The sequence below is a fragment of the Tindallia californiensis genome, from assembly GCF_900107405.1.
Classification (GTDB): Bacteria; Bacillota; Clostridia; order Peptostreptococcales; family Tindalliaceae; genus Tindallia; species Tindallia californiensis.
Genome location: NZ_FNPV01000004.1, coordinates 22,319 through 47,983 on the forward strand (window position 1 = coordinate 22,319; position 25,665 = coordinate 47,983).

The 25,665-nt window shown below is 41.1% G+C and carries 25 protein-coding genes; 20 read left to right on the forward strand and 5 right to left on the reverse strand.

Annotated features, from left to right (window positions below; genetic code table 11):
- Nucleotides 1-115 precede the first annotated feature (115 nt).
- The 11 genes from BLV55_RS06055 to BLV55_RS06105 all read left to right on the forward strand — a co-directional run bounded on the left by BLV55_RS06055 (nucleotide 116) and on the right by BLV55_RS06105 (nucleotide 10,935).
- A complete protein-coding gene (locus tag BLV55_RS06055) occupies nucleotides 116-517 on the forward strand; it encodes a GntR family transcriptional regulator (protein WP_093312392.1) in 402 nt (133 codons plus the stop codon).
- Nucleotides 504-1,403, forward strand: a complete 900-nt coding sequence (locus BLV55_RS06060; RefSeq protein ID WP_093312393.1) for an ATP-binding cassette domain-containing protein — start codon at nucleotides 504-506, stop codon at nucleotides 1,401-1,403. Before BLV55_RS06055 ends, BLV55_RS06060 begins: the two co-directional genes overlap by 14 nt.
- Nucleotides 1,384-2,154, forward strand: a complete 771-nt coding sequence (locus BLV55_RS06065) for a hypothetical protein (RefSeq protein WP_093312395.1) — start codon at nucleotides 1,384-1,386, stop codon at nucleotides 2,152-2,154. The genes BLV55_RS06060 and BLV55_RS06065 overlap by 20 nt, the downstream gene beginning before the upstream one ends.
- Before the next feature lie 2 nt (nucleotides 2,155-2,156).
- A complete protein-coding gene (locus BLV55_RS06070; RefSeq protein ID WP_093312397.1) occupies nucleotides 2,157-2,870 on the forward strand; it encodes a hypothetical protein in 714 nt (237 codons plus the stop codon).
- A gap of 123 nt (nucleotides 2,871-2,993) precedes the next feature.
- The gene (locus BLV55_RS06075) at nucleotides 2,994-4,784 is read left to right on the forward strand and encodes an SLC13 family permease (protein ID WP_093312399.1); all 1,791 of its coding nucleotides are present in this window, start codon (nucleotides 2,994-2,996) and stop codon (nucleotides 4,782-4,784) included.
- Nucleotides 4,785-4,840: 56 nt separating this feature from the next.
- A complete protein-coding gene (locus BLV55_RS06080) occupies nucleotides 4,841-6,268 on the forward strand; it encodes an MBL fold metallo-hydrolase (protein ID WP_093312400.1) in 1,428 nt (475 codons plus the stop codon).
- 27 nt (nucleotides 6,269-6,295) lie between these two features.
- Nucleotides 6,296-6,814, forward strand: coding sequence for a YeeE/YedE thiosulfate transporter family protein (locus BLV55_RS06085; RefSeq protein WP_093312402.1), 519 nt, complete (start codon nucleotides 6,296-6,298; stop codon nucleotides 6,812-6,814).
- Between the two features lie 26 nt (nucleotides 6,815-6,840).
- Nucleotides 6,841-7,374: a YeeE/YedE thiosulfate transporter family protein gene (locus BLV55_RS06090; RefSeq protein WP_093312404.1), complete on the forward strand. Its 534-nt coding sequence runs from the start codon at nucleotides 6,841-6,843 to the stop codon at nucleotides 7,372-7,374.
- Nucleotides 7,375-7,676: 302 nt separating this feature from the next.
- Nucleotides 7,677-8,261: a xanthine phosphoribosyltransferase gene (locus tag BLV55_RS06095; protein WP_093312406.1), complete on the forward strand. Its 585-nt coding sequence runs from the start codon at nucleotides 7,677-7,679 to the stop codon at nucleotides 8,259-8,261.
- Between the two features lie 156 nt (nucleotides 8,262-8,417).
- Nucleotides 8,418-10,034, forward strand: coding sequence for a methyl-accepting chemotaxis protein (locus tag BLV55_RS06100; RefSeq protein WP_242870067.1), 1,617 nt, complete (start codon nucleotides 8,418-8,420; stop codon nucleotides 10,032-10,034).
- Between the two features lie 43 nt (nucleotides 10,035-10,077).
- Entirely contained in the window at nucleotides 10,078-10,935 is an 858-nt protein-coding gene (locus BLV55_RS06105) for a substrate-binding periplasmic protein (RefSeq protein ID WP_093312411.1), read from the forward strand.
- 73 nt (nucleotides 10,936-11,008) lie between these two features.
- Here BLV55_RS06105 and BLV55_RS06110 read toward each other — a convergent pair whose 3' ends face one another.
- On the reverse strand, nucleotides 11,009-11,380 hold the full coding sequence (locus BLV55_RS06110) for a metallopeptidase family protein (protein ID WP_093312415.1): 372 nt from the start codon (nucleotides 11,378-11,380) through the stop codon (nucleotides 11,009-11,011).
- 181 nt (nucleotides 11,381-11,561) lie between these two features.
- Between BLV55_RS06110 and BLV55_RS06115 the strand changes: the two genes are divergently transcribed.
- From BLV55_RS06115 to BLV55_RS06140, 6 genes are all read left to right on the forward strand, one after another.
- Complete coding sequence (locus tag BLV55_RS06115) at nucleotides 11,562-12,359, forward strand: DnaJ domain-containing protein (protein WP_242870054.1); 798 nt, start codon at nucleotides 11,562-11,564, stop codon at nucleotides 12,357-12,359.
- 80 nt (nucleotides 12,360-12,439) lie between these two features.
- Nucleotides 12,440-13,633, forward strand: coding sequence for a coenzyme F420-0:L-glutamate ligase (locus tag BLV55_RS06120; protein WP_093312418.1), 1,194 nt, complete (start codon nucleotides 12,440-12,442; stop codon nucleotides 13,631-13,633).
- 159 nt (nucleotides 13,634-13,792) lie between these two features.
- The gene (locus BLV55_RS06125; RefSeq protein ID WP_330386580.1) at nucleotides 13,793-14,584 is read left to right on the forward strand and encodes a tRNA threonylcarbamoyladenosine dehydratase; all 792 of its coding nucleotides are present in this window, start codon (nucleotides 13,793-13,795) and stop codon (nucleotides 14,582-14,584) included.
- A gap of 18 nt (nucleotides 14,585-14,602) precedes the next feature.
- Nucleotides 14,603-14,932, forward strand: a complete 330-nt coding sequence (locus tag BLV55_RS06130; protein WP_093312423.1) for a tRNA-binding protein — start codon at nucleotides 14,603-14,605, stop codon at nucleotides 14,930-14,932.
- A 574-nt stretch (nucleotides 14,933-15,506) separates the two neighbouring features.
- The gene (locus BLV55_RS06135) at nucleotides 15,507-16,715 is read left to right on the forward strand and encodes an efflux RND transporter periplasmic adaptor subunit (protein ID WP_093312425.1); all 1,209 of its coding nucleotides are present in this window, start codon (nucleotides 15,507-15,509) and stop codon (nucleotides 16,713-16,715) included.
- A gap of 3 nt (nucleotides 16,716-16,718) precedes the next feature.
- Complete coding sequence (locus tag BLV55_RS06140; RefSeq protein ID WP_093312428.1) at nucleotides 16,719-19,829, forward strand: efflux RND transporter permease subunit; 3,111 nt, start codon at nucleotides 16,719-16,721, stop codon at nucleotides 19,827-19,829.
- Nucleotides 19,830-19,900: 71 nt separating this feature from the next.
- On the opposite strand, the gene BLV55_RS06145 is transcribed toward BLV55_RS06140, so the two are convergent.
- Nucleotides 19,901-20,653, reverse strand: coding sequence for a GTP pyrophosphokinase (locus BLV55_RS06145; RefSeq protein WP_093312431.1), 753 nt, complete (start codon nucleotides 20,651-20,653; stop codon nucleotides 19,901-19,903).
- A 45-nt stretch (nucleotides 20,654-20,698) separates the two neighbouring features.
- On the reverse strand, nucleotides 20,699-21,397 hold the full coding sequence (locus BLV55_RS06150; RefSeq protein WP_176968321.1) for a zinc metallopeptidase: 699 nt from the start codon (nucleotides 21,395-21,397) through the stop codon (nucleotides 20,699-20,701).
- A gap of 295 nt (nucleotides 21,398-21,692) precedes the next feature.
- On the opposite strand from BLV55_RS06150, the gene BLV55_RS06155 reads away from it, so the two are divergent.
- Nucleotides 21,693-22,376 (forward strand): response regulator transcription factor, encoded by a 684-nt coding sequence (locus BLV55_RS06155; protein ID WP_093312436.1) that lies wholly within the window; start codon nucleotides 21,693-21,695, stop codon nucleotides 22,374-22,376.
- Nucleotides 22,373-23,692, forward strand: a complete 1,320-nt coding sequence (locus BLV55_RS06160) for a HAMP domain-containing sensor histidine kinase (protein WP_093312439.1) — start codon at nucleotides 22,373-22,375, stop codon at nucleotides 23,690-23,692. Before BLV55_RS06155 ends, BLV55_RS06160 begins: the two co-directional genes overlap by 4 nt.
- Here the strand turns inward: BLV55_RS06160 and BLV55_RS06165 are convergent.
- Together BLV55_RS06165 and BLV55_RS06170 are read right to left on the reverse strand one after the other, a co-directional pair.
- Nucleotides 23,670-24,152: a permease gene (locus BLV55_RS06165; RefSeq protein ID WP_176968293.1), complete on the reverse strand. Its 483-nt coding sequence runs from the start codon at nucleotides 24,150-24,152 to the stop codon at nucleotides 23,670-23,672. The two genes, BLV55_RS06160 and BLV55_RS06165, sit on opposite strands and share 23 nt — an antisense overlap.
- The gene (locus BLV55_RS06170; protein WP_093312443.1) at nucleotides 24,145-24,714 is read right to left on the reverse strand and encodes a permease; all 570 of its coding nucleotides are present in this window, start codon (nucleotides 24,712-24,714) and stop codon (nucleotides 24,145-24,147) included. The genes BLV55_RS06165 and BLV55_RS06170 overlap by 8 nt, the downstream gene beginning before the upstream one ends.
- A gap of 162 nt (nucleotides 24,715-24,876) precedes the next feature.
- Between BLV55_RS06170 and BLV55_RS06175 the strand changes: the two genes are divergently transcribed.
- On the forward strand, nucleotides 24,877-25,584 hold the full coding sequence (locus BLV55_RS06175; RefSeq protein ID WP_093312445.1) for an RDD family protein: 708 nt from the start codon (nucleotides 24,877-24,879) through the stop codon (nucleotides 25,582-25,584).
- Nucleotides 25,585-25,665 lie beyond the last annotated feature (81 nt).

A 25,665-nucleotide genomic window follows, 5' to 3' on the forward strand; every position in this document is an offset into this window, starting at 1 on the left:
AGGCTGTGTATAAGCAATTAAGCAGAATCATGATCAAGAAGATTGACAAAAGGAAATAGAAATAATATACTAAGTTACATCACTAACCTAGTAACTTGCGAAAAGGGGTGGTCCCGTGAAATTCTTTGAAGGAACAGATCCCATTTATGTTCAAATTGCTGATTGGCTGGAAAATGAAATCCTTTCAGAACAAGTGAAAGCAGGAGAAAAAATATATTCTCAATATAAACTGGCTGAGATTTTTGGGATTAACCCAGCAACAGCCTTAAAAGGACTTAACCGATTAGTGGAGAAGAACCTGGTTTATAAAAAAAGAGGACTGGGAATGTTTGTAGAAGATAATGCACTGGAAATATTAAAAAAAGAACGAAGAGATCATGGAATGAGAAATCAGATCAAAGAGTTGGTGGAGGAAGCGAAACGATTGGATGTATCGAAAGACATTCTGATGGAAATGATTGAAAAAGAAATAGAAAAGGAACCAGAAAAGGCGGGAGACAGTAATGATTCGATGTGAAGCAGTAACAAAATCCTTTGGAAAAAACAAGGCATTAAATAACTGTAGCTTTGAAATTTCAGGGCCAACGCTCACAGGGGTTATTGGGGTGAATGGTGCTGGAAAAACCTCTCTGTTTAAGACGTTAGCCGGATTTCTAAAGCCTAGTAGTGGAGGAGCGTATGTGTTGGACCAGCCGACTTTTCAAAATATGACCGTTGCTCGGAATCTTATCTTAATTGAAGAAGGGATGACATTTTATCCGAATGCAGTACTTTCGGAACTGGTAGATTCTTATCATCGATTTTATGAGAATTTTAATAAACCACTGGCTCAAAAACTGATGGACTATTTTCACCTAAATCCATCACAACCATATCAAAAACTTTCAAAAGGGATGGCTAGTAGATTTCGAGTGGTTTTAGCTTTGGCGGCACAAGCACCTATTACATTGCTGGATGAACCAAATACTGGCATGGACCCAAGCATGCGAAAAGAGTTATATCAATTGATTCTGAAAGATTATATAAAAAATCCAAGAATCATGCTTATATCCAGTCATTACTTGGGAGAAATGGAACAAATCCTTGAAGAAATACTCTTGATTCATAAAGGGGCTGTAATGAAACATGATCGCTTAGAATCTTTTCAAAGTTCTTTGATTTCTTTACAAGGTCGACCGGAAAAAATAGCGGCGTTAGAGAAAAAGGTAAAAACCTATGACCAAAAGGATTATGGTCCGGGAAAACGTCAGATTATCCTACTAAAAAGTGATTTTGAAGGATTATGTTTGTCAGAGGAAGAAAAGCAACGGGAGCTGGAAGTGAAAGGCATTTCTTCGGAAGATTGCTTTATCTATCTCACGCAACAAAAGGGAGGTAATATCCATGACATCTATGACGCATAACTATGGGTTAGTCTCAATGATCTATTTGCATCTGAAAGACAAGCTATATCACTATGCAAATGCATTTGCTCATTTAATGACATTGCAATTACTGGGATACTTTTTTTCCATGAATAGTAAAACCAGCGGTAGCATGGGCATGGGTTCTTCAGTAAGCTTCTATGTAGGGCATATCACCTTGGCACCAATTTACATATTTACCATGATTTGGCTAGTGATGCAGGGTCTTAAATTGGCAGAAGAAAAAAATCATGAATATTATATGGTCTCTACTAATAAAGTGGCTTTTTGTTCGGATATCTTACTAATGGGAATTTATGGAGTTGTTGGTAGCGTCACTTTGTTTTTTTCCGGATTTTTAATACAAGCCTTCGCAATGTTATACTACGAACACGTGTATCTTCATGAATCTTTTCAACAAGTCGGCGCTTTCCAATACATTGGCTACATTATCAGTACAATACTTTATCTGAACATAGCAGGTGCGATAGCGTACTTGCTGGGCAGTTTGAAATCAAGGTTCAAAGGCTTGTTTTACTTAGGGATCATTGTGAGTATGTTATTATTGTTTGGTGTTGGCTGGATGCTTACTTTATACAGAGGAACGGGCTATGTCATTAACCTTCAGGAGATAGTTCGGTTTTATACACAGGAATATAGAGTGATGGTGTGGTTGATGAAAAGCGTAGTAACCTTAGGAATTGTTTATGGGACCACTTATTTGACCCTTCGAAACCGGGAGGTGAGCTAAAGATGAATGCTGTTGTCCTTGGGTTTTTAATCATTAATTTTGTCGTCATATACCTTGTTTTTATGGGAACTGGGAAACTAGTGATGAGTAAAGTGCCGAAAAAGTGGTCTTTTCGATTGCTGGGAATTTACGGAACACTTTTGTTGTTATCTCCCTTTGTGATGGTTTTTGGAGATGAAGCACCTTATCAAAGAGTCGATGTGATCGATGAATCCTTATATTGGTCGATGGATATAGAAGAATGGGAGCTGGAAGATTTACTGGAAAACGGATCTCACGTTTTATTAGATCAACGGAAAATAAGCATAGAGGATAGGGAATTTACAGAACAGAAACCGCTTATTATTAATGGATCGGGGATAGAGATTGATCACGGATTTTCTATCGTTGTAGAAATGACAGAAGACCTTAGTGAGATTGAAATGACACAATTAATGTTACCGGCAACGGTGAACGCAATAGATGTCAGTCAGCTGTTCAATCCATGGCAATGGAGTATGACGGGAAAAGAGGTGCAGGTGAAGGTTCCCAAAACCAATATAGAACTCCATATCTTGGAACCACTACCAATGTTCTTTCATTTTCAAAAAGAAAAAGAAGCGGTGCCCAATGAATTTTCAATTACTTCTGGAGGGATAATTCAGTGGATGAGGATTCCGGCAGGAATTCCTGTAGAGTTTAGAAATATTGAACTGGAAAGAATGATATCAGACTGACGCCAACATTGATTTGGCGTCTTTTTACTTTAAAGCAGGCTTCTTTATGGTTCTGTCGTTTACAAGAAAGAGATAAGGGGTATTTCAGTAAAGAATGCAAAAGAAAGAAAGTGAGGATTTGGAATGGACACGCCAATGATGATTGTCTTTGGATTACTTCTTTTTACCATCCTGATGCTAATTCTGGACGTTTTGCGGATTGATTTGATTGCACTGATCGTAATGCTGACCTTAGGATGGACAAGGGTTTTATCAACACAAGAAACCTTTGCCGGTTTTTCCAGCAATGCTGTTATTGCCATGATATCGGTGATGATGATGAGCTACGGACTGTCAAAAACAGGTGTTATTGATGGATTTACGCATTGGCTAGTGGAAAAAAGTGGTAATGACAAGAAAAAAATAGTGTTGCTTCTTTCTCTGGCGGCTGGTCTTTTATCAGGGGTTATGATTACGGTAGGGGTGGCGGCTATTTTTTTGCCGGTGGTTCTTAAGGTTGCCAGAAGTCAAAAAATACAAGTGTCGGAGTTGCTGATGCCTATGGGATTTGCATCTATTTTGGGAGCTAATTTGACCATGGTGGGCTCAGCGCCGCTAATCCTGCTAAATGATCTTTTGGTCAGTGAAGGTATGACGGAGTACGGACTTTTGGCCGTCTTTCCGGTGGGGATACTATTATTAGTAACTGGACTAATGTACTTCTGGATAGGTAGCAGCCGGTTACTGTCACAGAAAAGCGATGATATCACAGAATTGACGGAACAGGAACAATGGATGGAAGAAATGAGCATATGCCGTAATATCGAGTATTATCACATACCTTCAGCTTCACCGCTTCACGGAAAAACCATCGAAAGCTCTGAACTTTGGAAAAAGTATCCGGTACACATCCTGGCGATCAAAGAAGGGGATGAGGTGATCTGGGCTCCATGGCGAGAAACACAACTATTGGCTGGTCAATTTCTTGCCATTCAAGGTCAAACTTCGACGATTACAGACTTTGCCAAGAAGCATTATTTGGAAAAAATAGAGGCAAAGAAGTATTTTCCTTCTTTAGCTGACTCTGAAGCAGCTGGATTTGTAGAAGTGATGATTCCACCCAGATCGCCAATAGAAGGAAAAACCTTAAGAGGGATTTCTTTTCGGAAGCGTTATGCGGTGGAACCCTTGATGATTTTCAGGCAGGGAGAAAAAGTAGAGCAAAATCTGTCTGACTATAGGCTGCAGCAAGGCGATACACTGGTAGTTCATGGAGAGTGGAATCATATTGAAGAAATGGATGACCGAGATCATTTTTTGGTCATCACCTCCTATGAAAAAAAATCACAGGTTCCTAACAAGTCATGGGTAGCTGTTGGATGTCTGGTGACAGCTGTATTGCTAACAATCATTGGAGTATCAGTTTCTATGGCATTTTTAACAAGTGCTGTTTTAATGATTCTCTCAGGTGTTTTTTCTATGGAAGAAGCCTATCAAGTCGTCGATTGGAAAGTTGTTTTTCTGTTAGCAGGACTGATTCCACTGGGGAATGCCATGCAAAAAACCGGAGCAGCCGAGTGGTTAGCTGAGCAAGTAATAAGAGGAATCCAAGGAGGACCACCTAGCTTATTACTAATATCCGTTGCGGTGATGGCTAGTTTCTTTTCTTTATTTATGTCTAATGTTGGAGCTGTTGTTATTCTTGTTCCACTGGTAACCAGTATGGCTGCCTTGGAAGGCGTAGATCCCAGACCAATGGCTTTGCTGGCGGCAGTATGTGCGTCTAACTCTTTTATGTTACCTACTCATCAGGTGAATGCATTATTGCTTTCGCCAGGTGGTTATCGAAACATGGATTTTGTGAAAGCGGGAGGGGGTATGACGCTTCTTTATATCATAGTGACGGTTATCGTTTTTCAATTATTTCTGGTGTAGCAAGCTGCAAGAAAAAAAGAAAGCGCTACAGAAAAACAACAAAGGAGGAAATAAAAATGCTTTTAAAACATTATTTTACAGGAAAGATTGCACACAGTTCGTACATGCTGGCAGGTGAAAAAACCTGTGCCGTAATTGATCCTCAGCGGGATGTGAATCACTATATTGAAGAGGCCCGTCAGCAGGGGGTGACCATTACCCATATTATCCAAACCCATTTGCATGCAGATTTTATTTCTGGTCATATGGATTTAGCAGAAAAAACCGGAGCAACCATTTATGTGGCAAAATCGGCAGGATGTACCTTTGAACATATGGCTCTTTCAGAGGGTGATGTGATTAAATTGGAAAATATGGAATTACAGGTATTAGAAACACCGGGACATACTCCTGAACATCTGAGCTATGTGGTTATTGACAAATCCAGATCAGACAGTCCAGTAGGAGTATTTACTGGCGACACATTATTTGTGGGGGACGTAGGACGTCCGGATCTTTTTCCGGATCAGGCTCAGGAATTAGCCGGGAAACTATATCATAGCCTTCATGAAAAATTGATGAAACTACCGGATTATTGTGAAGTATATCCAGCTCATGGTGCCGGTTCTCTTTGTGGACGGTCAATGGGTGCTAAGTGGCGAAGCACTATTGGGTATGAAAGACGGTTTAATCAGACGCTTCAAATACAAGACAAAGAAACGTTTATTAAGTCTCTGACAGAAAACATGCCGCCGGCACCAGATCATTTTAGCCGATGCAGCGATGTAAATCGAAAAGGACCTGAAAAAGTGAAGGATCTTCCACTATTGGAAAAATTATCGCCGACAGATTTTTGTCAAAAAACCCAGGAAAAGGAATATATTGTTTTAGATACCAGAAATTATTTAGCCTTTGGAAGTCAACATATACCAGGGTCTTGGCACTTGGATCTGAACGGAAACTTCCCGACTTTTGCCGGATGGGTTCTTCCGACAGACAAAAAAATAATAGTGGTAGCCGATGATTTTCAAAAAGCTCAAGAGGCTGTACTCTGGGCACGGCGTGCAGGAGTGGATCAGATTGTTGCCTATTTGGATGGTGGCATTACCAGTTGGGTAACGGCGGGATTAAGAACTGCTTCGGTGCAGCAGATTTCGGCTGAAACCCTTCACAATATGGTGGTCGGAGAGGAAGATTTTGTGATGTTGGACGTTAGAGCTCCTGGTGAATATGAGGATAGTCATATAGAAGGAGCCTACAACATACCGGTAGCCGAGCTTCGGAGTCGTTATGAAGAATTAGATAGAAATCGGAAAATTGTACTAGCCTGCAGCTCTGGAAATCGTTCTAGTTTAGGCAGCAGCATTCTCGAACAAAAGGGATTTAAGCATTTAATCAATGTAGCTGGCGGCATGTCAGGCTATAGTGCGGCAGGGCATGCAAAAGAATGTCGAGCCTGTATTAATCCTCATGGGTCAAGGTTTTATGCAAAAAATAATTCCTAGAGGATGATGGTAAGGGAGGAATAACCTATGGATTTCTTAACGCAGGCACAGTGGTCCCCCTATGCCGTAGGAGTAGGTATTGGGGTTTTAAGTTGGATCACTTTTTTGGTTTCAGATAAGCCTATTGCTTGCTCCACCACTTTTGCAAAAAGTAGTGGGATGCTTGAAAAACTTTTCAGAGGGAAAAAAGTAGCCGAAAAGCCATACTATCAAAAGATAAACCTAACCATTGATTGGCAATTTATGCTGGTAATAGGTATTGTCATTGGTTCTTTTATTTCGGCTACTCTTTCGGAAAGCTTTCAACTAATCTGGGTACCGGACATATGGGCCGATATTTATGGGCCCAGTCCTTTTTTAAGAACCGGAGTCGCTATTCTGGGCGGCATTTTCCTTGGTTTTGGTGCCCGATGGGCCGATGGCTGTACCAGTGGTCACGGTATTAGCGGAACCATGCAATTAACACTATCGAGCTGGGTATCGGCCATTAGCTTTTTTGTTGGAGGGATTGCAATGGCTCATCTATTGTTTCGCCTATCGGTATAGGCAAACAAGGAAGAGGGGGTCAAAAAATGAATACAAATAAGCAGCGGGTTTGGGGCTTGCTATTTGGCGTTGCTTTTGGTTTTTTACTTCAAAAGGGTGGAGCGACTCAATACGATATTATTTTGGGTCAGCTACTATTAAAAGATTTTACGGTTCTGAAAATCATGCTATCCGCTGTAGCGACAGGAATGATAGGGCTCCATGTGATGAAAAGTAAAGGGTGGATTCGGTTTCATCCTAAAAAGGGATCGGTTGGAAAAAATGTCTTAGGAGGCCTTCTTTTTGGCGTTGGCTTTGCTCTATTGGGTTATTGTCCTGGAACCATAGCAGGAGCTATTGGAAACGGGTATTTGGATGCGGCTCTTGGAGGGTTGCTTGGTATTTTTATTGGAGCAGGCATTTTTGCAGCCTATTATCCAAAATGGAAGGATGGGATTTTGAAAAAAGGCGAGTACGGTGATATTTCATTGCCACAGTTGTTAAAGGTTAAGGACTGGGTACTGGTTATTCCTATATTTTTTATGATAGTGTTGATACTCTTTTGGATAGAGCATATTTAAAGCCCATTTTTGGGCTTTTTATTGTAGTATAGAAAATAATATGAGTGCCCTATAGCAATTTTTAATTGCAATAGATGCGAAATAGATGCGAAACATTTTTTCTGCTGATATGACAAAAATAAAGATGACGCAAGGTAGATGATGTGAAATAGAAGGCTCTATTAAAGGCTTAAATATGTTATGATAATAGATAAAACTTATCAAGCATCACGAATCAATCCATAGTGGTATATTCAACGAAATCAGGATGAAAAATTCAGTAAACTTGTCTATAAGAAAGGAATGTGTGAGGAATGATAGGTATGAATGAAGCATATGAATTATTACGCAATACGGTTTTGGAGCAGGGAAGGGTATTGGACGGCGATGTATTAAAGGTAGATAGCTTTTTGAATCATCAATTGGATGTAAGGGTATTAAATGCCATAGGGAAGCTTTTTTATCAGCAGTTTGGAGAGTTGAAGATTGATAAAATATTGACAGCTGAGGTGTCTGGGATTGCAATTGCTGCGATTGCGGCTCAATATTTTCAAGTACCAGTAGTATTTGCAAAAAAAACCCTCTCTAAAAACCTGGATCCGGATACCTGGGAAGGAAGCGTATACTCCTATACCAAGCAGCAAACCTACCAGATCAGAGTGGCGAAACGATACTTGGGAAAAGGGGAAAAAATTCTAATTCTGGACGATTTTTTAGCAAATGGTCAGGCGATCAAGGGGATGCATCAAATTGTTAAGGAGTCGGAAGCTGTATTAATGGGGACTGGGGTAGTAATAGAAAAAAGTTTTCAGCCGGGGAAAGAAATGCTTCGGGAGAAAGGAATTCACGTCCACTCTTTAATAAAAGTGACTTCTTTGGAGAAAGAGCAGATACAATTAGGGCAATGAGGATCATGAAAGACAGGAATAAAAAAGACATATGTGTCTGTGAATCTAAGGGTTTGCGTATTTTCTTCAATAAGGTATAATAGAGATGTATGAAAAATTCAGTCAATTAACAGAGGCAAAAGAAAAGGGGAGAAAGGGGGAGTAAGATTGACAAATATGAATCGGCCAAGTATAAAGAAAAATGCTGGTTTCAAGTCAATCCAAAGATTAATGACGATACCGATTGTAATCGTCAGTGTTATGCTGTTAATGGGTTTTGCTTACTTTAATATTGTTACGAATATCAGAACGAACTTAAACCACATGAACAGCAATATTAACGACACGCTAAGAGTATCACAGCTTTCTTTAGCAGAGCCGCTTTGGCAAAATAACGATGCGGCAATCAACAGTATTGTGGAGGCTATTGTAGACTCAAGAGAAGTAATGGGGATTGAAATCAGAGATGGTGCTGGCAATAGGCAACTGTTGCAGTATAGTGAAGAATTTGAGGCACATAGAGCGGATACAGTATTTTATCAGACAGAGATTATACGAGGCGACAGGCCGTTAGCAACGGTTAAAATTGGATTTACGTATCAATATATTAATAATGCCATTAATGAAAACTTGGTTAGCTGGGCGGTTCAAATTGGTTTGCTATTAGCTGTTTTAATTCTGACCATTTGGATGGTATCTAAAAACGTAAAGGCTTCTGTCCAGTTTGTATTGAGTAAAATTGATCGTATGGCAAATTATCAGCTAGGTGATGAGAAAGATCTAAATGCAGAGAAATATGCGGAAAGGCAAGATGAGATTGGCGATATTGTTCGTTCTTTGTTCACCATGCAGGGGAATTTAACACAGCTTATTCAAAAGATATCAGAAGAAGCTTCACAAGTGGCATCGGCTTCTGAGCAGCTATCGATTAATAGTGACCAGTCGGCATCGGCTGTAGCTGAAGTTGCTAAAACCGTTGAGGAAATCGCCGAAGGCGCTTCCGACCAAGCAAAAGAAACAGAAGCTGGTGCTTCCTGTAATCAGGAATTAGGAAATACCATTGAAACGAATCAGCAGGCTGTAGCGGACCTGAACCGAAACATAAAAGAAGTAGATGACCTTAAAACCGGCGGTCTGGATGCGGTTAAAGAGCTGGTAAGCCGTACAGAAGAGAGTAGTAAAACAACAGAGGAAGTCCATCAGGTCATTGCGGAAACCAGTAAAAGTGCTGAAAAAATCGAAGCAGCCAGTGCGATGATTAAAAGTATTTCAGAACAAACAAACTTATTAGCGCTGAATGCAGCGATTGAAGCAGCAAGAGCTGGTGAAGCTGGGAAAGGATTTGCTGTAGTAGCCGATGAAATTCGAAAATTGGCAGAACAATCCAATTCTTTTACAGACGAAATTGCATCTGTTATTGATGAACTTTCAGGAAAAGTGTCTTTTGCCGTAGAGACCATGGATAAAGCAAGTCAAATTAATAAACAGCAGGAAACGACAGTGCGAGACACTAGCAATCGGTTTGAAACCATGGAGAAAGCCATTGATGAAATGCAGATTAGCCTTAAAAAGCTTAATCAGTCTGGTAATGATATGAAGCAAAAGAAGGAAGAAATGGTTAGTATTATTGAAAACCTAGCGGCTATTTCAGAAGAAAATGCGGCCAGCACAGAGCAGGTTTCAGCTTCCGTACAGGAACAAACAGCATCCATGGATGAGGTGAATACTACCTGTGCAAATCTGGCAAGGCTTGCAAAAGAAATGAAAGATGAGGTTTCACGATTTCAACTTTAAAAGGGAACCTGGTAGAAAAAATTGTTTGAAAGGAGTTATTTAAATGAAAAGATTCTTTTCTCGTAAAGTAATGGTGATAATGCTTTCTCTGTTAATCATCGTTTTTATAGCAGGATGCAGTGTAACCCCTGATGTACCAGCACCAGATCCGGTGCCGGCACCAGAAGAAAGCCCCGGAACAACGGATGCACCGGAGGCAGCGGAAACAACGGATACAACAGCGCCAGCAGCAGAGGCGACTATTGAGGATGTCCGAATTGTTACAGAGGATTATCCCCCTTACAATTTTATTAATGAAGACGGAGAATTGGATGGGATTGGTTATCGTCAGGTAAGAGATGGTTTGAATCAACTTAATCTTGACATCGAAATTGAAGTACTGCCATGGTCAAGGGCTTATGAAATGGCACAACAGGAAGATAATGTTCTTATCTTTTCGATGACTCGAACAGAAGCCAGAGAAAATATGTTTAAGTGGATTTCGCCTCTGGCGCAATCAGATGTTTATTTGTATGCTCTTAGGGATCGAATAGGTGAATATGATGTGAATAGTCTGGAAGATGCGAAAAATCATGTTATTTCAGCTATGCAGGACGATTTTACGCAAGAAACGCTTTTAGCAGAAGGGTTTGAAGAAGGGGTCAACCTTTCCAGCACTCCGGATATGGCTATGGGCGTGACCCAAGTATTTCGGGGTCAGACAGACTTCTTTATTTCCTCCTCAGAACCATCCGATATTGCTGAGTTGGTTCGAGAAACAGAATATGATGCGAATGATTTAGTCGTAGCCTATAACGTTGAAGAAATGCGAAGCTATCTATACATTGCTGCCAGTATGGGAACACCGGATCATATTGTTCAGCAATTCCGGGATGCGATTCCGGGAGTAGAAAGAGAATAGTAAAGAAATTCTGTGTATATTTGAAAAAATAAAATGATCGGCACTCAGGTACGAAGAGAAAAAAGCATCATTATCAACGCAGATAATGACGCATTTTCTCTTCGTCTTCTTTTTCCAGCCCTCGTTCACCGGCCAGGCTTTCAAGATGATGAGTAAATTCGTGAAGCAAGACATCTTTCACCTTAAGATAAAGTCTTTTTTCGGACAAACCACGATAAACCTGTCTAAAAGAGCCATAATAGATCACAATTTGCCTGCCCATCTGATCTCTTCTATATTGACCCATAACGTACAAAGGTTTTCCAGGTTTAGAATGTACATGTTTTTTAGATCGCTCTAGCAGGACTACGCCGCCATGTAACTCCTTAAAAAAATCCTGAGGAATTTCATCAGAAATCTGGTTTAACATTTCATGAAACGTATCGATAGAGGGAAATTTGGACATAAGCATCTTCCTTTAATCTTTTTTTTCATTGTATGCGATGATAGCCAAGGATTCAAGAACCAGCCGATCATTATAATTTATTCTTTATTTTCGTTATTTTTATGATATGATGAAAAATGGCCGATACAAAAGAACTGATGGCGATGTTTTGTACAAAGTTCTGCGATAAGGAGAAGTTGACATGATGAGAATGATCAAAAAATTGGTGGGAAGGCTGATTTATGGATTTTCCAAAACTCTTTCTCACGCATTAGATGCCTTGATTTATGCTATTGAAACAGGCGTTTTGTTAGCGAAAAGTTTTATGAAAGGGTGTGCGCTCCTCATTAGTATGGGAGGCTGCTTATTTTTGTTATTGATGATAGGACCTTTGGGGTCCTTATTATTCCGAAACCCGGTGGTTTTTCCAATCCTGTTTCTGATCTTTATTTTTCCGGTACTGGGAGCCATTTCAATTGCATACTTAAAATACATTAAATATATAACAACGCATTATTTGTTTCATTTAGCGAGTCATTGGATGGATAGTGAAAAAGTTGCTTACAGGTCTTTTCGAAAATTCAAGGAAGATTTTCGTAGAGCTGAGGCAGAAAGAATTCGGCGTGAACAGGAAAGAAGGTATGAGCAACAACGGCAGTGGGAAGAAAGATTTCAGCAGTGGCATCAGCAAAATGCCGGCTGGCAGGGAAGTTATCAAAGAAGTTACCAGACTGGTCAGGGTGGTCGAAGTCATTCTGGTCAGGTTGGAGGCAATCCTTACGAAGCTTTTAAGCAAAAATACAAAGAAAGCTGTCAAATCTTGGGAGTGTCAGAGCAGTCAGATCAATACCGAATTAAGCTGGCGTATCGAAAAAAAGCAAAAGAATATCATCCGGATGTTAGCAAAGATCCGCAAGCGACACAGAAATTTCAAAAAATCAATGAAGCTTATGAATTTCTCAATGAAGATAATATTCAACGGTATCAGCGTATGCAATAAGCAGAATGCTAACCTTCTGCAGGAGAAAAACGGCATGACGTTTTGATGAAATAAAGAAAGTGAAAAAAGGAGAATAAACCATGAAACGAAGTGTTGGTGTTATTGCGAGAGGCATCAGAACGCCTATTGTATCAACAGGAGATAAAATAGAAAAAATCGTTGTAGACAGTATTCGAGAGGCAGCGGAGATGGAAGGTTTTGCCATCCGGGACAGAGACATCATAGGAATCACAGAGTCTGTTGTGGCTAGGGCACAAGGGAATTATGCCAGTGCTGATGATATAAAAATGGATATCAAAAATAAATATGATGGCGAAACACTGGGAGTGCTTTTTCCTATTTTAAGTCGGAATCGATTTGCTGTTTTGCTTAAGGGGATTGCACGTGGAGCAAAGCATATTGTGTTAATGCTGCAGTATCCTTCCGATGAAGTAGGGAATCCCTTGGTATCGATTGAAAAACTTGATGAAAAGGAAATTGATCCCTGGAAAGATAATCTGACAGAAGAAGAATTCCATAAAGCTTTTGGAGAAACAACCCATCCCTTTACAGGGATCAACTACATTGAGTACTATCGCTCACTGATTGAAACCAGTGGTGCCAAGTGCACGATTCTCTTTTCAAACAGACCAGAGACAGTCTTAACTTATACAGAACAAGTACTAACCTGCGATGTCCATACCCGATTACGGACAAAAAAACAACTGTTAAAGGCCGGAGCCAAAAAAGTATATGGGTTGGATGACATCTTAACCACCTCAATGAACGGAAATGGTTATAATCCTGAATATGGGTTGCTGGGCTCTAATAAGGCGACAGAAGAAACCGTTAAACTTTTTCCGAGAGATAGTCAGAAGGTGGCGGAACAAATACAAACTGTTATGAAAGAAGCAACTGGGAAAAAGGTAGAAGTGCTTGTTTATGGGGATGGTGCTTTTAAGGATCCCCAAGGTAAAATATGGGAATTGGCAGACCCGGTTGTTTCTCCAGGCTATACAGTGGGACTGGAGGGAACACCGAATGAAGTGAAGATCAAATATTTGGCGGATAATGAGTTTGCTGATCTTAAAGGAGAAAAATTAAAGACAGCGATTGCGGAACATATAAAAAACAAAAAAGAAAACCTTGCCGGAGCGATGGAAGCGCAGGGAACCACTCCCAGAAAATTGACAGACTTAATTGGTTCTCTTTGTGACCTGACTTCTGGAAGTGGCGATAAGGGAACTCCAGTGGTGTATATTCAAGGATATTTTGATAGTTACATTGAAGCATAGGGGTATTGGGAGATTCAATCGGTGAGTAATGATTGGATCAAAGGGATCTCATATCGGAGGATTCTAATAAAGACTCCGATAGTGAGGAGCTTAATAAAGAATAAAGGAAAGAGAAAGGACGACGAAAAGATGTTACATGCCTTTTCAAGGAGTGAAAGGTTGCTTGGGAAAGCGGGCATTGAAACCTTATCGCAAAGCAGGGTAGCTATTTTTGGGATAGGAGGAGTAGGCACTTTTGTGGCTGAAGGGCTAGCTCGATCAGGAGTTGGAAAGTTTATACTGATCGATGATGATGATATTTGCATTACGAACATCAACCGACAGATTCATGCCACTCACCGAACGATAGGTAAGTCAAAAGTAGAAACAATGAAAGAAAGAATTATAGAGATCAACCCAAAGGCTGAAGTTCTGGGATGGAAGCGGTTTTATATGGCGGATAAACCAACGCAAACTTCAAAGGTGGAACCTGTTGATAACCCATTGAAATGGGAAGAGATAAAGACCTTTCATGAAACTCTCGGTAATCAGATTGATTACATCATTGATGCGGTGGATACGGTGTCGGCTAAAATGGACTTGGTGGTAGAAGCACAAAAAGCGGGAATAAAAATCATTAGCAGCATGGGAGCGGGAAATAAATTGGACCCTACGGCTTTTCGGGTAGCTGATCTTTTCCAGACGCAAAACTGCCCCTTGGCAAAGGTAATGCGAAAAGAACTTCGCAAAAGAGGAGTTAAAAAGCTTAAAGTAGTTTATTCACAGGAAGAACCGATGAAACCTTTGGAAGATGAGGGAAATAGCTGTCATAGTCACTGTGTATGCCCGCCTACAACTAGCCGTAGCTGTTCTGCCAGACGTTCTGTTCCGGGCAGTGTTTCTTTTGTACCCTCTGTTGCAGGCTTGATTATTGCCGGAGAAGTGGTAAAGGATTTAACTCAAACAACGTAAGTTGTAAAGGAGATCATCATGGTATCTTTTGAAGATTTTTTGAAGCTGGATATTAGAGTGGGAGAAATTATAGAAGTAAACGCATTTGAAAAAGCTCGCAAACCTTCTTATAAGTTACGGATTGACTTTGGTCAGGAGATTGGCGTTAAAAAATCAAGTGCACAAATTACAGAATGCTATGAAATAGAAGCATTGCTAGGAAAGCAAGTGTTGGGAGTAGTGAATTTTCCACCTAGGCAAATCGCCGACTTTATTTCGGAAGTGCTGGTATTAGGGGTTTACAGCGATCAGGGTGTGGTATTGATCGAACCGGAACAAAAAGTGAAAAATGGAGATAAACTGGGATAAAAGAAGGAATTGAAAAGACGGATGGAAGCGATCAACAAGGAAGCTTACATCCGTCTTTTTTTACTAAAAAATTTTACTTCGACGTCTTCAAAAAAGCATAACCAATGCCATAGAAAAACAAAGGAATGGTAGCTGTAATGCCAATGGTTAAGACAACGCTAAATAACATTTCTTTCATAAGTAATCACTCTCCGTCATTTCAATTCAAAGGGTTAATAGAAGCATTAGAAATGTATTTGCTTAGAGACAAAGGTTATTAAAAGGGGGTCCGGCTCTTTATCAGCAAAATATCAAAAGAGCCGGAAGGTGCAAGGGTTTGTGAACAAATATTCTTTGTTCATCTATAAAATAACAAATCAAAATGAACTGATTATGAACTGGATAAAAAAGGTATTAAGTTCACAGTAAGTTCATTTTCGTAGTTTAAGATACACTTTATTCATAGTGTCGGGTATTTTCTATAAGAAAGAGTGAAACAAAATGGATCTAAGATCGTAGAGTAAACAGGCAAGAAAATGGAATACATATTAAGTCGGCATAAGCTGACTGAATGAGAAAAACTGGAGGGAATTTCATGAATAAAAAAGCAATCATAGCGATGCTGGTCATCGTTACCTTAGTAGCAGGGCTGCTGGTTTTACGATTAGGCGGAAGACGGGGGATAGAGGATGCTCCTGAAGAAGTGTCGATACCGGTAGAAGTTCAGACTTCGAAAAGAGAGACGATCAGCGATCGAGTGGTATTAAATGGAAGGATTGAAGCAAACGATGAAGCGATGGTAATGCCGTTGATTCAAGGGAAAGTGAATGCTATCCCTGTGGTTTTGGGAGAAATTGTGGAAAAAGATCAGACACTGATGGTCATTGATCAGGCCAATAGCTTGCGTAGTTTAGAGCAGGCAGAAAAGTCCTTGGAATTAGCACAGCAAGACGCTGAACGTGCAGAGGCCGGTGTGGAACAAGCGCTTTTGGGAGTGGAAAATGCAGAAGATCAACATGCAGATGCGCAGGCAAACCTTGAACGGGTTCGATCTCTTTATAATGCCGGTGCAGCCAGCCAAACGGAACTAGAGCAGGCGGAGTTAGCGGCGAATAGTCGTCAGGTTGAAAATGCACGAAGTCAGTTGCGGCAGGCAGAAGTTGGTTATCAACAGGCTCTTAATCAGGTGGCTCAGGCAGAAATTGGGTATCGGCAGGCGGCGGATGCCCTTGAAGACACGATTGTGAAAGCACCTATGAGTGGAGTAGTGTCTTCGTTGACTGTTGTTGCAGGTGAGATGGCAGGAGGTTCTCAACCAGTGGCTATTATTTCTGATATTGAAAAGGTGTACTTTCAGGCAAATGTGGCTGAAAATATTATCAATAGTCTTAGATTAGGTCAGGATGTTACGATTACCATTCCGGCAGCTGAGTTGGAGATAGAAGCTACGCTTGATTTTATCAGTTCTACGATCAACCCTGAAACAAATCTGTATAAAGTAAGGGCATATCTGGAAAATGAAGATTATCAGATCCGGACTGGGATGAGTGCTACAGTAGAAACAGCTATGAATACAAGGGAAAATGTGGCGGTTAATCGTCGTTCCGTCATCGAACGGGATGGAGAAACCTATGTTTTTGTCATAGAAGGAGAAAGTGCCAAAAGAAAGGATGTAACCCTTGGGATGGAAAGCGAGGTAGCCGTGGAAATAATAGAAGGTATAGAAGAAGGCGAAACCATTGTTGTTAAGGGGCAGCATTACTTAGCCGATGGCGATAAAATTCGTGTGGTGGGAGGGGAATAAAGAATGAATTTATCAACCATTGCTGTAAAACGTCCCGTCACCACCATTATGGTAATGTTAATTATCATTTTGCTGGGAACCTTTTCTTTGACAATGCTTCCTTTGGATTTAATGCCAGACATAGAAATTCCGGTAGCGTTAGTTGCGACCAATTACTCAGGTGTGGGACCGCATGAGATGGAAAATCTGGTGACACGGCCGATAGAAGATGCGGTAGCAACCGTATCGGATCTGGATGGTATGATGTCTGTATCTTCCCAAGGAAACTCCATTGTGGTTGCTCAGTTTGATTTTGGAACGGATATGGACTTTGCAGCCTTAGATATTCGGGAAAATGTGGATATGGTTAGGGGAATATTGCCGGACGGTGCCTCGGAACCTATGGTGATGCAGTTAGATTTAGATGCTATGCCAATTGTCGTTTTATCCTTATCTGGTGAAGAAGATATGTACGAATTACAGGACATGGCAGAGGATGTGATAAAACCAAGGCTGGAAAGAGTAAGTGGAGTTGCTTCCGTAGAAGTAACAGGAGACTATATTCATGAAATAGAAGTTAAGGTAAATGAACAGCGCTTAAATGCCTATGGGTTAGATATTTCCAACATTGCACAAGTGATACAAGCATCTAATTTAAATAGGCCGGGTGGTACGGTTGAAAGAGGGTTTGACAAGCTGACCGTACGGACTATGGGCGAATTTAAGTCTGTAGAGGAAATAGGGGAACTACCGTTAACCTTACCCAGTGGAGCTCTTGTAAAAATGAAGGATGTGGCAGAGGTTCAGAGAATTCCGAAAGAAATCACCTCTCTTTCAAGAACCAATGGGCAAAACGGGATAGGTATTATGGTTCAAAAACAATCAGGAACCAACACGGTACAAGTAGCCAACGCTGTAACGGCGGAAATTGAAAAACTTCAACAAGAACATGGTGAAAGCAGCCTGACAGTGATTATGGACCAGTCAGATTTCATTCGGGAAGCTATTAATACGGTGGTTCGAAATGCGGCAGTGGGAGGAATTCTGGCAATTCTGGTACTATACCTTTTTCTGCGGAATATCCGAAGTGTGTTTATTATTGCGACGGCGCTTCCCATTTCTATTATTGCCGCTTTTATGCTGCTTTACTTTAATGATTTGACCCTTAATCTGATGTCCTTAGGAGGATTAGCCTTAGGGATTGGAATGTTGGTGGACAACTCGATAGTTGTTTTGGAAAATATCTATCGATTCCGTACTGAGGGCCGTTCAAGAATAGATGCGGCGATCGATGGAGCTTCAGAGGTGTCGATGGCCGTAACCTCATCGACACTTACTACGATTGCTGTTTTTTTACCGGTAGTATTTGTAGGTGGACTGACCTCTATTATTTTTGGTGAGTTTGCCATGACTGTTACCTTGTCCTTAGTGGGATCTCTAGTGGTAGCCCTAACCTTAATCCCGATGCTTAGCTCTAAAATTCTTAAAGTGGATAAGGATAGATTGTCGCAGCGAACAGGAAAAGAAAAAGTGACTACTCGGGCTCATGATCGATTTGATAAGCTGTTTAAGAAAGTTGAAAACAGCTATCGTTCCTTTCTTGGCTGGGCATTATCTCATCGAAAAACCATGATTTTAGGAGCTGTCCTTGTTTTTATCGGCAGCGTCAGCTCTGTGTTTCTAGTAGGAGCAGAATTTTTCCCGTCAGCGGATCAGGGACAAATAGATATTGAAGTTTCTTTGCCTAGAGGTTCACAATTAAAAGAGACGGATGAAGTGTTTAGAAGGATAGAATCTGAATTAGCTGAAATAGAAGAGATTGATATTGTGTTTTCAGCTATTGGAAGTGGTATGGGCTTTGATCTGGGTGGAACAGGTGAAAGTGAAGGTAGTATCATGGTTATGCTGGATGATCTGAAGGATAGAGATAGAAGTGCCGCAGAGGTAGCTGTGGATATTCGGCATCGAATCCGGGATATTGCTGGAGCGGAAATCACGGTTTCGGTAGCGGATGATACATCGATGGGAGGCGGCGGTGGTGCGCCGGTAGAACTAAAAGTAAAAGGAGATGACTTGGAAGTTCTGGAAGAAATAACGGAAGACTTACGTCGTATCGTAGCTGGTGTAGAAGGTACTTACGATACAGAAACCAGCTTTACAGAAGGATCACCGGAGCTTCGGATAGAGATAGATAAATACATGGCATCTACCTATGGGTTAACAACAGCTCAGATTGCTGATACGATCCAAAAATATGCCCAAGGTTCAACGGTTTCCTTTTTTAGAGAAGGCGATGGAAATGAGCTGGATATTGTGGTTCGGGGTGAAGAGCGTATCCGACAAGATGTTGCAAACCTTCAACAGGTAGGAATCCATACACCGAGGGGGAATACAGTACCTCTTTCTCAGGTAGCATCGATCCAAATTGCGGAAGGACCTATTTCCATCAGCAGGGAAGATCAGCAACGAACAGCAACTGTAAGCAGCCAGTTGAATGACCGGGATCTGGGAAGTGTTATGGGGGATATTCAAGAAAAGTTGGAAGACTACTCCATGCCAGAAGGATATATGCTCGAAGCTGGAGGAGAGTTTGAACAGATCCAAGAAGTTTTTATGGATATGGCATTGGCTATCAGTATGGCCATTATCCTAGTTTATATGATTATGGCTTCTTTGTTTGAATCATTGATGCATCCCTTTACTATTATTACGTCTTTACCATTAGCATTTTCCGGTGGTTTTCTTGCTTTATTTGTAACAGGGAGAACCCTTAGCGTTCCCGCTTTAATTGGTTTCCTAATGCTTTCCGGAATTATCATTAATAATGGGATTGTCTTGGTAGATTACATTAATACCTTACGATCCCAAGGAAAAGAACGAAGAGAAGCGATTGAAATAGCCGGGCCGGTACGCCTCAGACCTATTCTGATGACAACGCTTACAACGGTTTTAGCCATGTTCCCTATGGCGCTGGGGATCGGTGAAGGCGCAGAAACACAGGCACCGATGGCAACGGCTGTTATAGGAGGGCTGCTGCTCTCGACAGTGCTTACGTTGTTGGTAACGCCAGTAATTTACACCATTACAGATGATATATCTCTGGTGGTGAAAAACAAACTAGGAAAGCTGAAATAAAAAGCACAATAAAGGCCCTGCTCGCCATTGGTGAGCGGGGCCTTTATTCGTTTGGAAGTATCTCTCAGCTATTAAAGATGGTCATTAAACAGGATGGATAGATAATTCATGGAAAGGTTGGTTAATTCTTTCGTTGTATGATCGGGATCGGTTGGTTTGTCTTTGCGATCGTTGGTTACACGGATTGCTTGCATTTCTTTATGAATTTTTTCCATTTTCTTATCCAGGCAAGCAATGGTATCAGCGGCTTCTTTTAAATCGTCACGAAGCTTTTGAGGAACATCCTTATCATACTTATAATAAATTTTATGCTCCAGGCTAGCCCAAAAGTCCATGGCAATGGTGCGGATCTGCAACTCCACATAAACCTGTTCCACTCGATCTGACATAAATACGGGAACTTGTATGACCAGGTGAAGGCTCTGATACCCATTGGACTTAGGAGCATCGATGTAGTCTTTATAGTCTACAACCGTAAGGTCTTTTTGTTGCATAACCATGCCGGCAACCCGATATATGTCTGAAGTAAAAGCGCAGACAATACGAATGCCGGCAATGTCCCGGATGTTTTCACGAATGGATTCAATGGTTAGATCGTAATTTTTTCTTTTAGCTTTTCCGATAATGCTTTGTGGTGTCTTAAGCCGAGACTTCACATGTTCGATGGGGTTATAAGAATGAACATATTGAAATTCTTGTTTGAGGATATCAATTTTAGTGCTTACCTCCTGCATTCCAAACTTATAATACATCATAAACCTTGCTAAGGAATTGCGGAAGGTTTCAAGCTGGTCTAAATTCAGATTTTTTTGTGGCTGTTCCATAGGCTGTTAGCTGCCTCCTTACAATCAGTGAGATACCCAGGATTTTCATCTTCTTCCTCGGATGATCAAGAGACGTAAAAGTTGAGCGATTCCGGCTGCCATGGCGGCTACGTAAGTGAGGGCAGCGGCATTTAATACTTTTTTAGCTCCGCTGGCTTCGCCGGTTGTGATAAAACCATGAGTATCTAAGAGCTGCATTGCCCGATTGCTTGCATTAAACTCGACAGGCAAGGTAACTACCTGGAAAAGTACGGCAGTAGCAAAAAGCATAATCCCAACATCGAAAAGACTGGTAAAAGCTGGCAGGATCAAACCGATAATAATAAAAAACCAGGCAGCGGAAGAACCGAATCTTGCAATGGGGAAAATCTTATTCCTTAAGGTAAGTGGAACATATCCGGCATCATGCTGGATAGCATGTCCTACCTCATGGGCGGCAACGCTGACAGCCGCAATAGAACTTCCTCGGTATACTTCAGGTGACAAACGCAGAATTTGCCGAACGGGATCGTAATGATCGCTCATATGACCGGGAGTTACCTCAATTGGAATATCTGCAAGGCCATGATCGTTCAAAAGAGTCCTTGCCACTTGAGCGCCAGTATAATTCTTTCTGGTAGGGACACGCAAATATTTGGCAAAACTACTTTTTACTTTTCCTTGGGCATAAAGTGTGAGCAATATGGCTGGTATAAGAATCAGCATGGTTGGATCATAGAAAAAGCCAAAGCCATAAGGGTGCATCATGATTATTCCTCCTTTTTATCAATAGACAGTCTTGCTTGTATACCTATTTTAGGATGGTTCTATGAACCTATTGTGAACTGGAAAATGATGGGAGATAATGGGGTGAATTCACATTCAGTTCATATAAGATCGGTACTATATAGAAGTAGTGAAGAGCAAGTGGTAAAATCAATATATGCTGTCCTTTCCCTTGGCGATGCCAGACTGTGAACCGGAAGTAAGCCGGGGATCAAGTCTGGCATCCTTTTTTCTAATAAGGGATTATGAAATGTCAAAAGAATGGAGGGGTAGTATGTTTCGTGTTCTGGTAGTGGAGGACGATAAAAATCTACAAAAATTAATGGAAGCTGTTTTGAAGCAAAACGGATACCAGGTGCTCTCTGCTTCTGATGGAGAGGAAGCACTGGATCTTTTGGATCGACATCATGTGGATTTGATGATTAGCGATATTATGATGCCGGAAATGGATGGTTATGAACTAACTGATTCCCTGAGAAAAGCGGATTATCAATTACCTATTTTAATGGTAACGGCTAAAGAAAGCATGGAAGATAAAAAGCAAGGCTTTATGGCTGGTACAGATGATTATATGGTCAAGCCGATTGATATGGATGAAATGCTTTTAAGAGTAGCGGCTTTATTGCGCCGGGCTAGAATTATGAATGAACACCGGATAACCGTAGGAAAAACGATCCTGGACTATGATACATTAAGTGTCAAAAGAGAAGGAGAGCAAGTAACTCTTCCTAATAAAGAGTTTTCCTTGCTTTTTAAGCTATTGAGTTACCCAAGACAAATTTTCACCCGTCAGCAGCTAATGGATGAGATATGGGGACTGGAAGTGGAAAGTGACGAACGCACAGTGGATGTTCATATAAAAAGGCTGAGGGAAAGATTTTCTAATTGGCCGGATTTCGATATTTTGACTGTAAGAGGACTGGGATATAAAGCAGAGAAAAGGGAGAATGAGGTATGAAGCATATCTCTGTCAGACTGACGGTGATTTTTATTGGATTAATTCTTATCTCTTCTATTCTATCATTTCTAACAACAGTTTTATTGATGCCTAACTTGCATCGAGAAATTCTGCAAAGTCAGGAGTCGATTAGTTATTTAACCCAGGAAATAGCGGAAAGAACGGATTTGAGCAGTCAAGAAATTGTTGAAATGATGTCTTGGTTTAATTCGGATGCGCACATTGTATCCCAGGAAAATGTTCCTGACTTCCGGGAAGAAGATTTAAGAGTGATCGAGCAAGGTGGGGTAGTGCATGAGTTGACAGATCGTTTTCATGGTATTCGCACCTATTTTCTGGTGGAAGAAGACCTGGTGAGAATTCAGCTAAAACCGGATCGGACGGTCTGGCGCATTATGGCATCCAGAGAATGGTTTTCGGGGACTTCTGTGGTGATTATCGGATCTATCCTTATTATTTTTGTGGTAAGGCATACGGTGAAGCCCATCATAAAGTTAACAAATGCAACCAGAGAAATTGCTAATGGGAATTTTGATATTTCCATTGATCATCATAGTAAAGATGAAATAGGACAGCTGACGAATCACTTTAATCAGATGGCTAGTGAATTGAAACAAATGGATACTTTGCGAAAAGACTTTGTCAGCAATGTTTCACACGAATTCAAAACCCCTATCGCATCGATTCAAGGATTTGCTAAACTGCTTCAAAAGGACAATTTGTCAGAATCAGAAAGAAAGGAATATGCCCGTATTATTGTAGAAGAATCTGGACGTCTTTCTCATTTAACCAGCAATATGTTGAAGCTTTCTAAATTGGAAAACCAGGAAATTATTCAAAAATACGAACGTTTCTACTTGGACGAGCAGATTCGCAAATCTGTTTTATTGTTGGAACCGGCATGGGATAAAAAAGGAATAGACTGGGAAATTGAATTAGACCGGGCAATGATCGCTGGAGACGAAGAATTGTTACAACAGGTATGGATTAACCTTATCAGCAATGCTATTAAGTTTTCAAAGCAGGAAGGATGCATTTCAATTCAGCTCAAGCACGAGTCGGAAGGAGTTCAAATAGTAGTAAAAGATTACGGAGAAGGAATGCCGGAAGCAACAAGAAATCGTGTTTTTGAAAAATTTTATCAGGGAGAAACAGCCCACGGCACAGAAGGCAGTGGACTGGGATTGTCTTTAGTAAAACGCATTGTTGAGCTGCATGGAGGAACGGTAAAGGTATGGAGTGAACCTCAAATGGGCTCGGAGTTTGCGGTGTTACTACCAGTACAGGAAATCATCATGGACCAAAAAGAAGGTTAGCTAAAAAACCAGCAATCGTAGGAAAAAGAAGGTATAGGCTGTATTTTAACATAATGAAACGGGGGCCTAGAAAGGCAGCTTCGTAAGGCAAATGACCAATATTAATCATTCCCCAGGCTGTAATCATGGCAACGGCGGTGCCGGTGGTGACCGTATCTCGGAACACAGAGTCAAAGAGTGGAAAAAAAGCAAAAGGACCGCCTTGAACCAAGGCGCCTATAACAGGGCCGATAAATAGCCCCTTCCAACCGGCGGATTCACCGAGCCAATCGGATAAGATTTCTTTTGGCAGTAAAAGGTTAAGGTATCCCACTAAAACAAAAGCAAGAAACAGCAAAGGCACCACCTTTAAGAACATGCGATATCCGCTACGGAGTCCTTCCAAATGCAAACCTTTTCTGAAGGCTGCTCCAAAGAGGATGAGGGCCATCAGACCAAGAACGATCATCGTATCAGTCAACAGAATCACCCCGATTCTTTGGCTGGTTTTTTTGTTGAAGCTTATGAACATCTTCTTTTATTGCGGTAGCCAGTTTTGGGAAGAAAATATTTACAAAGGTTCCGGCCATCACAGGAAAAGCTACGGTGATTAAAAAACGGATAAGGGTTAATTCAATACCCACAAAGGCAATTTCAATAGGTAGTCGACCGATGTTCCAGAGCGTTTTGGCTGCGGAAAAACTGATGATAGTACCCACACTGGCGCCGGAAAGGAGTAAGGTAGCCATCAAAGGATAAAAAAAGAAAGGACCGCCAGGCACCATGGCACCAATTACCGTGCCGTAAAAAGGACCTTTCCATCCAGCTTCCTCACCGAGCCATTTGGCGACAGTCTCTTTATTAAGTAGTACGGATATTAATCCAGCAACAGCAAAGGCAGCAATTAGGACAGGAAATACCGCAAGCAAATGGTCCATGCCTAACAGAAAACCTTCTGCTACCATTGAGATACCACCTTGAAGGTAAGCCGTTATGGCCATTAGGACGGCGATCATGCTCATGCTAATCATTGTTTTATTCATCGAAAAAGCCTCCTTGTGGGTAAAAAAAGCCTTACTACCCTTTTTGGGTAGGCCTGATCCTTCCTCTCAATTCAATACTACCCATTTAGGGTGTGTTTAAAAGCATGGCTCTATGATAGATTTGAAGGAATAGAAGGGTTAAGAATTCGAGGAGGGGAAAAGATGAGTATGCAATGGTATTTGGCAAAAAAAGGTCAGCAGTATGGGCCGTATACCTGGGAACAAATGATACAGTTTGCTGGCGAAGGAAGGATATCTCCGGAGGATTATGTTCGGCACCATCAAATGAATGAGTGGAAGCCGGCGGCGGAGATTACGGGGCTAATCCATTGTCAGACATCACCGATACCACCGCCTGCTTCGGTGGGGGCTGCTTCTTTAGGTGTCCGACAACCTAATGTACCGGTAGAAAACTCTTGTGTGAAAGGGATACGGATCGCTGGGGCATTGGAATATGTGGGGTTAGGACCCCGAATCATTGCTCAGCTTATTGATGGTATTATTTTTATGGTGGCAGGTGGAATCCTAATGTACATGTCGTATCAGCGTATGATAACCAGCTATCAAGCGGGAATACACCCCACGTTTCCATGGACAGCTTACTTTTTTTTAAGTGTCGGGTCTATTCTTTACTATGTGTTGATGGAAGGACTTGCAGGAGCAACTTTAGGAAAAATGGCCATGGGGATTCAGGTCAGAAAAGTGGATGGCAGTCCTTGCGGTCTAAGCGCCTCGATTGTCCGGAACCTACTTAGAATCATAGACGCACTTCCTGTTTTCTATTTATTAGGAATTATTCTAGTCATTAACTCTCCCAGAAAACAACGGTTAGGAGACCGGGTGGCAGATACGGTGGTGACTAGAAAATAAATACCAGTTAACAGAAAAATCTAACTTATTTTGTTGATTCACTATAAAAAAGGGTAGCTTAAAGGATGGAGGTGGAATAGA

Coding starts and splice junctions, on each gene's coding strand:
- BLV55_RS06060 (WP_093312393.1), top strand. CDS start 504: ATGATTCGATGTGAAGCAGTAACAAAATCCTTTGGAAAAAACAAGGCA.
- BLV55_RS06070 (WP_093312397.1), top strand. CDS start 2,157: ATGAATGCTGTTGTCCTTGGGTTTTTAATCATTAATTTTGTCGTCATA.
- BLV55_RS06100 (WP_242870067.1), top strand. CDS start 8,418: ATGAATCGGCCAAGTATAAAGAAAAATGCTGGTTTCAAGTCAATCCAA.
- BLV55_RS06105 (WP_093312411.1), top strand. CDS start 10,078: ATGAAAAGATTCTTTTCTCGTAAAGTAATGGTGATAATGCTTTCTCTG.
- BLV55_RS06085 (WP_093312402.1), top strand. CDS start 6,296: ATGGATTTCTTAACGCAGGCACAGTGGTCCCCCTATGCCGTAGGAGTA.
- BLV55_RS06135 (WP_093312425.1), top strand. CDS start 15,507: ATGAATAAAAAAGCAATCATAGCGATGCTGGTCATCGTTACCTTAGTA.
- BLV55_RS06150 (WP_176968321.1), bottom strand. CDS start 21,397: ATGCACCCTTATGGCTTTGGCTTTTTCTATGATCCAACCATGCTGATT.
- BLV55_RS06155 (WP_093312436.1), top strand. CDS start 21,693: ATGTTTCGTGTTCTGGTAGTGGAGGACGATAAAAATCTACAAAAATTA.
- BLV55_RS06170 (WP_093312443.1), bottom strand. CDS start 24,714: ATGAATAAAACAATGATTAGCATGAGCATGATCGCCGTCCTAATGGCC.
- BLV55_RS06130 (WP_093312423.1), top strand. CDS start 14,603: ATGGTATCTTTTGAAGATTTTTTGAAGCTGGATATTAGAGTGGGAGAA.
- BLV55_RS06080 (WP_093312400.1), top strand. CDS start 4,841: ATGCTTTTAAAACATTATTTTACAGGAAAGATTGCACACAGTTCGTAC.
- BLV55_RS06075 (WP_093312399.1), top strand. CDS start 2,994: ATGGACACGCCAATGATGATTGTCTTTGGATTACTTCTTTTTACCATC.
- BLV55_RS06110 (WP_093312415.1), bottom strand. CDS start 11,380: ATGTCCAAATTTCCCTCTATCGATACGTTTCATGAAATGTTAAACCAG.
- BLV55_RS06160 (WP_093312439.1), top strand. CDS start 22,373: ATGAAGCATATCTCTGTCAGACTGACGGTGATTTTTATTGGATTAATT.
- BLV55_RS06090 (WP_093312404.1), top strand. CDS start 6,841: ATGAATACAAATAAGCAGCGGGTTTGGGGCTTGCTATTTGGCGTTGCT.
- BLV55_RS06115 (WP_242870054.1), top strand. CDS start 11,562: ATGATGAGAATGATCAAAAAATTGGTGGGAAGGCTGATTTATGGATTT.
- BLV55_RS06140 (WP_093312428.1), top strand. CDS start 16,719: ATGAATTTATCAACCATTGCTGTAAAACGTCCCGTCACCACCATTATG.
- BLV55_RS06175 (WP_093312445.1), top strand. CDS start 24,877: ATGAGTATGCAATGGTATTTGGCAAAAAAAGGTCAGCAGTATGGGCCG.
- BLV55_RS06095 (WP_093312406.1), top strand. CDS start 7,677: ATGAATGAAGCATATGAATTATTACGCAATACGGTTTTGGAGCAGGGA.
- BLV55_RS06065 (WP_093312395.1), top strand. CDS start 1,384: ATGACATCTATGACGCATAACTATGGGTTAGTCTCAATGATCTATTTG.
- BLV55_RS06145 (WP_093312431.1), bottom strand. CDS start 20,653: ATGGAACAGCCACAAAAAAATCTGAATTTAGACCAGCTTGAAACCTTC.
- BLV55_RS06120 (WP_093312418.1), top strand. CDS start 12,440: ATGAAACGAAGTGTTGGTGTTATTGCGAGAGGCATCAGAACGCCTATT.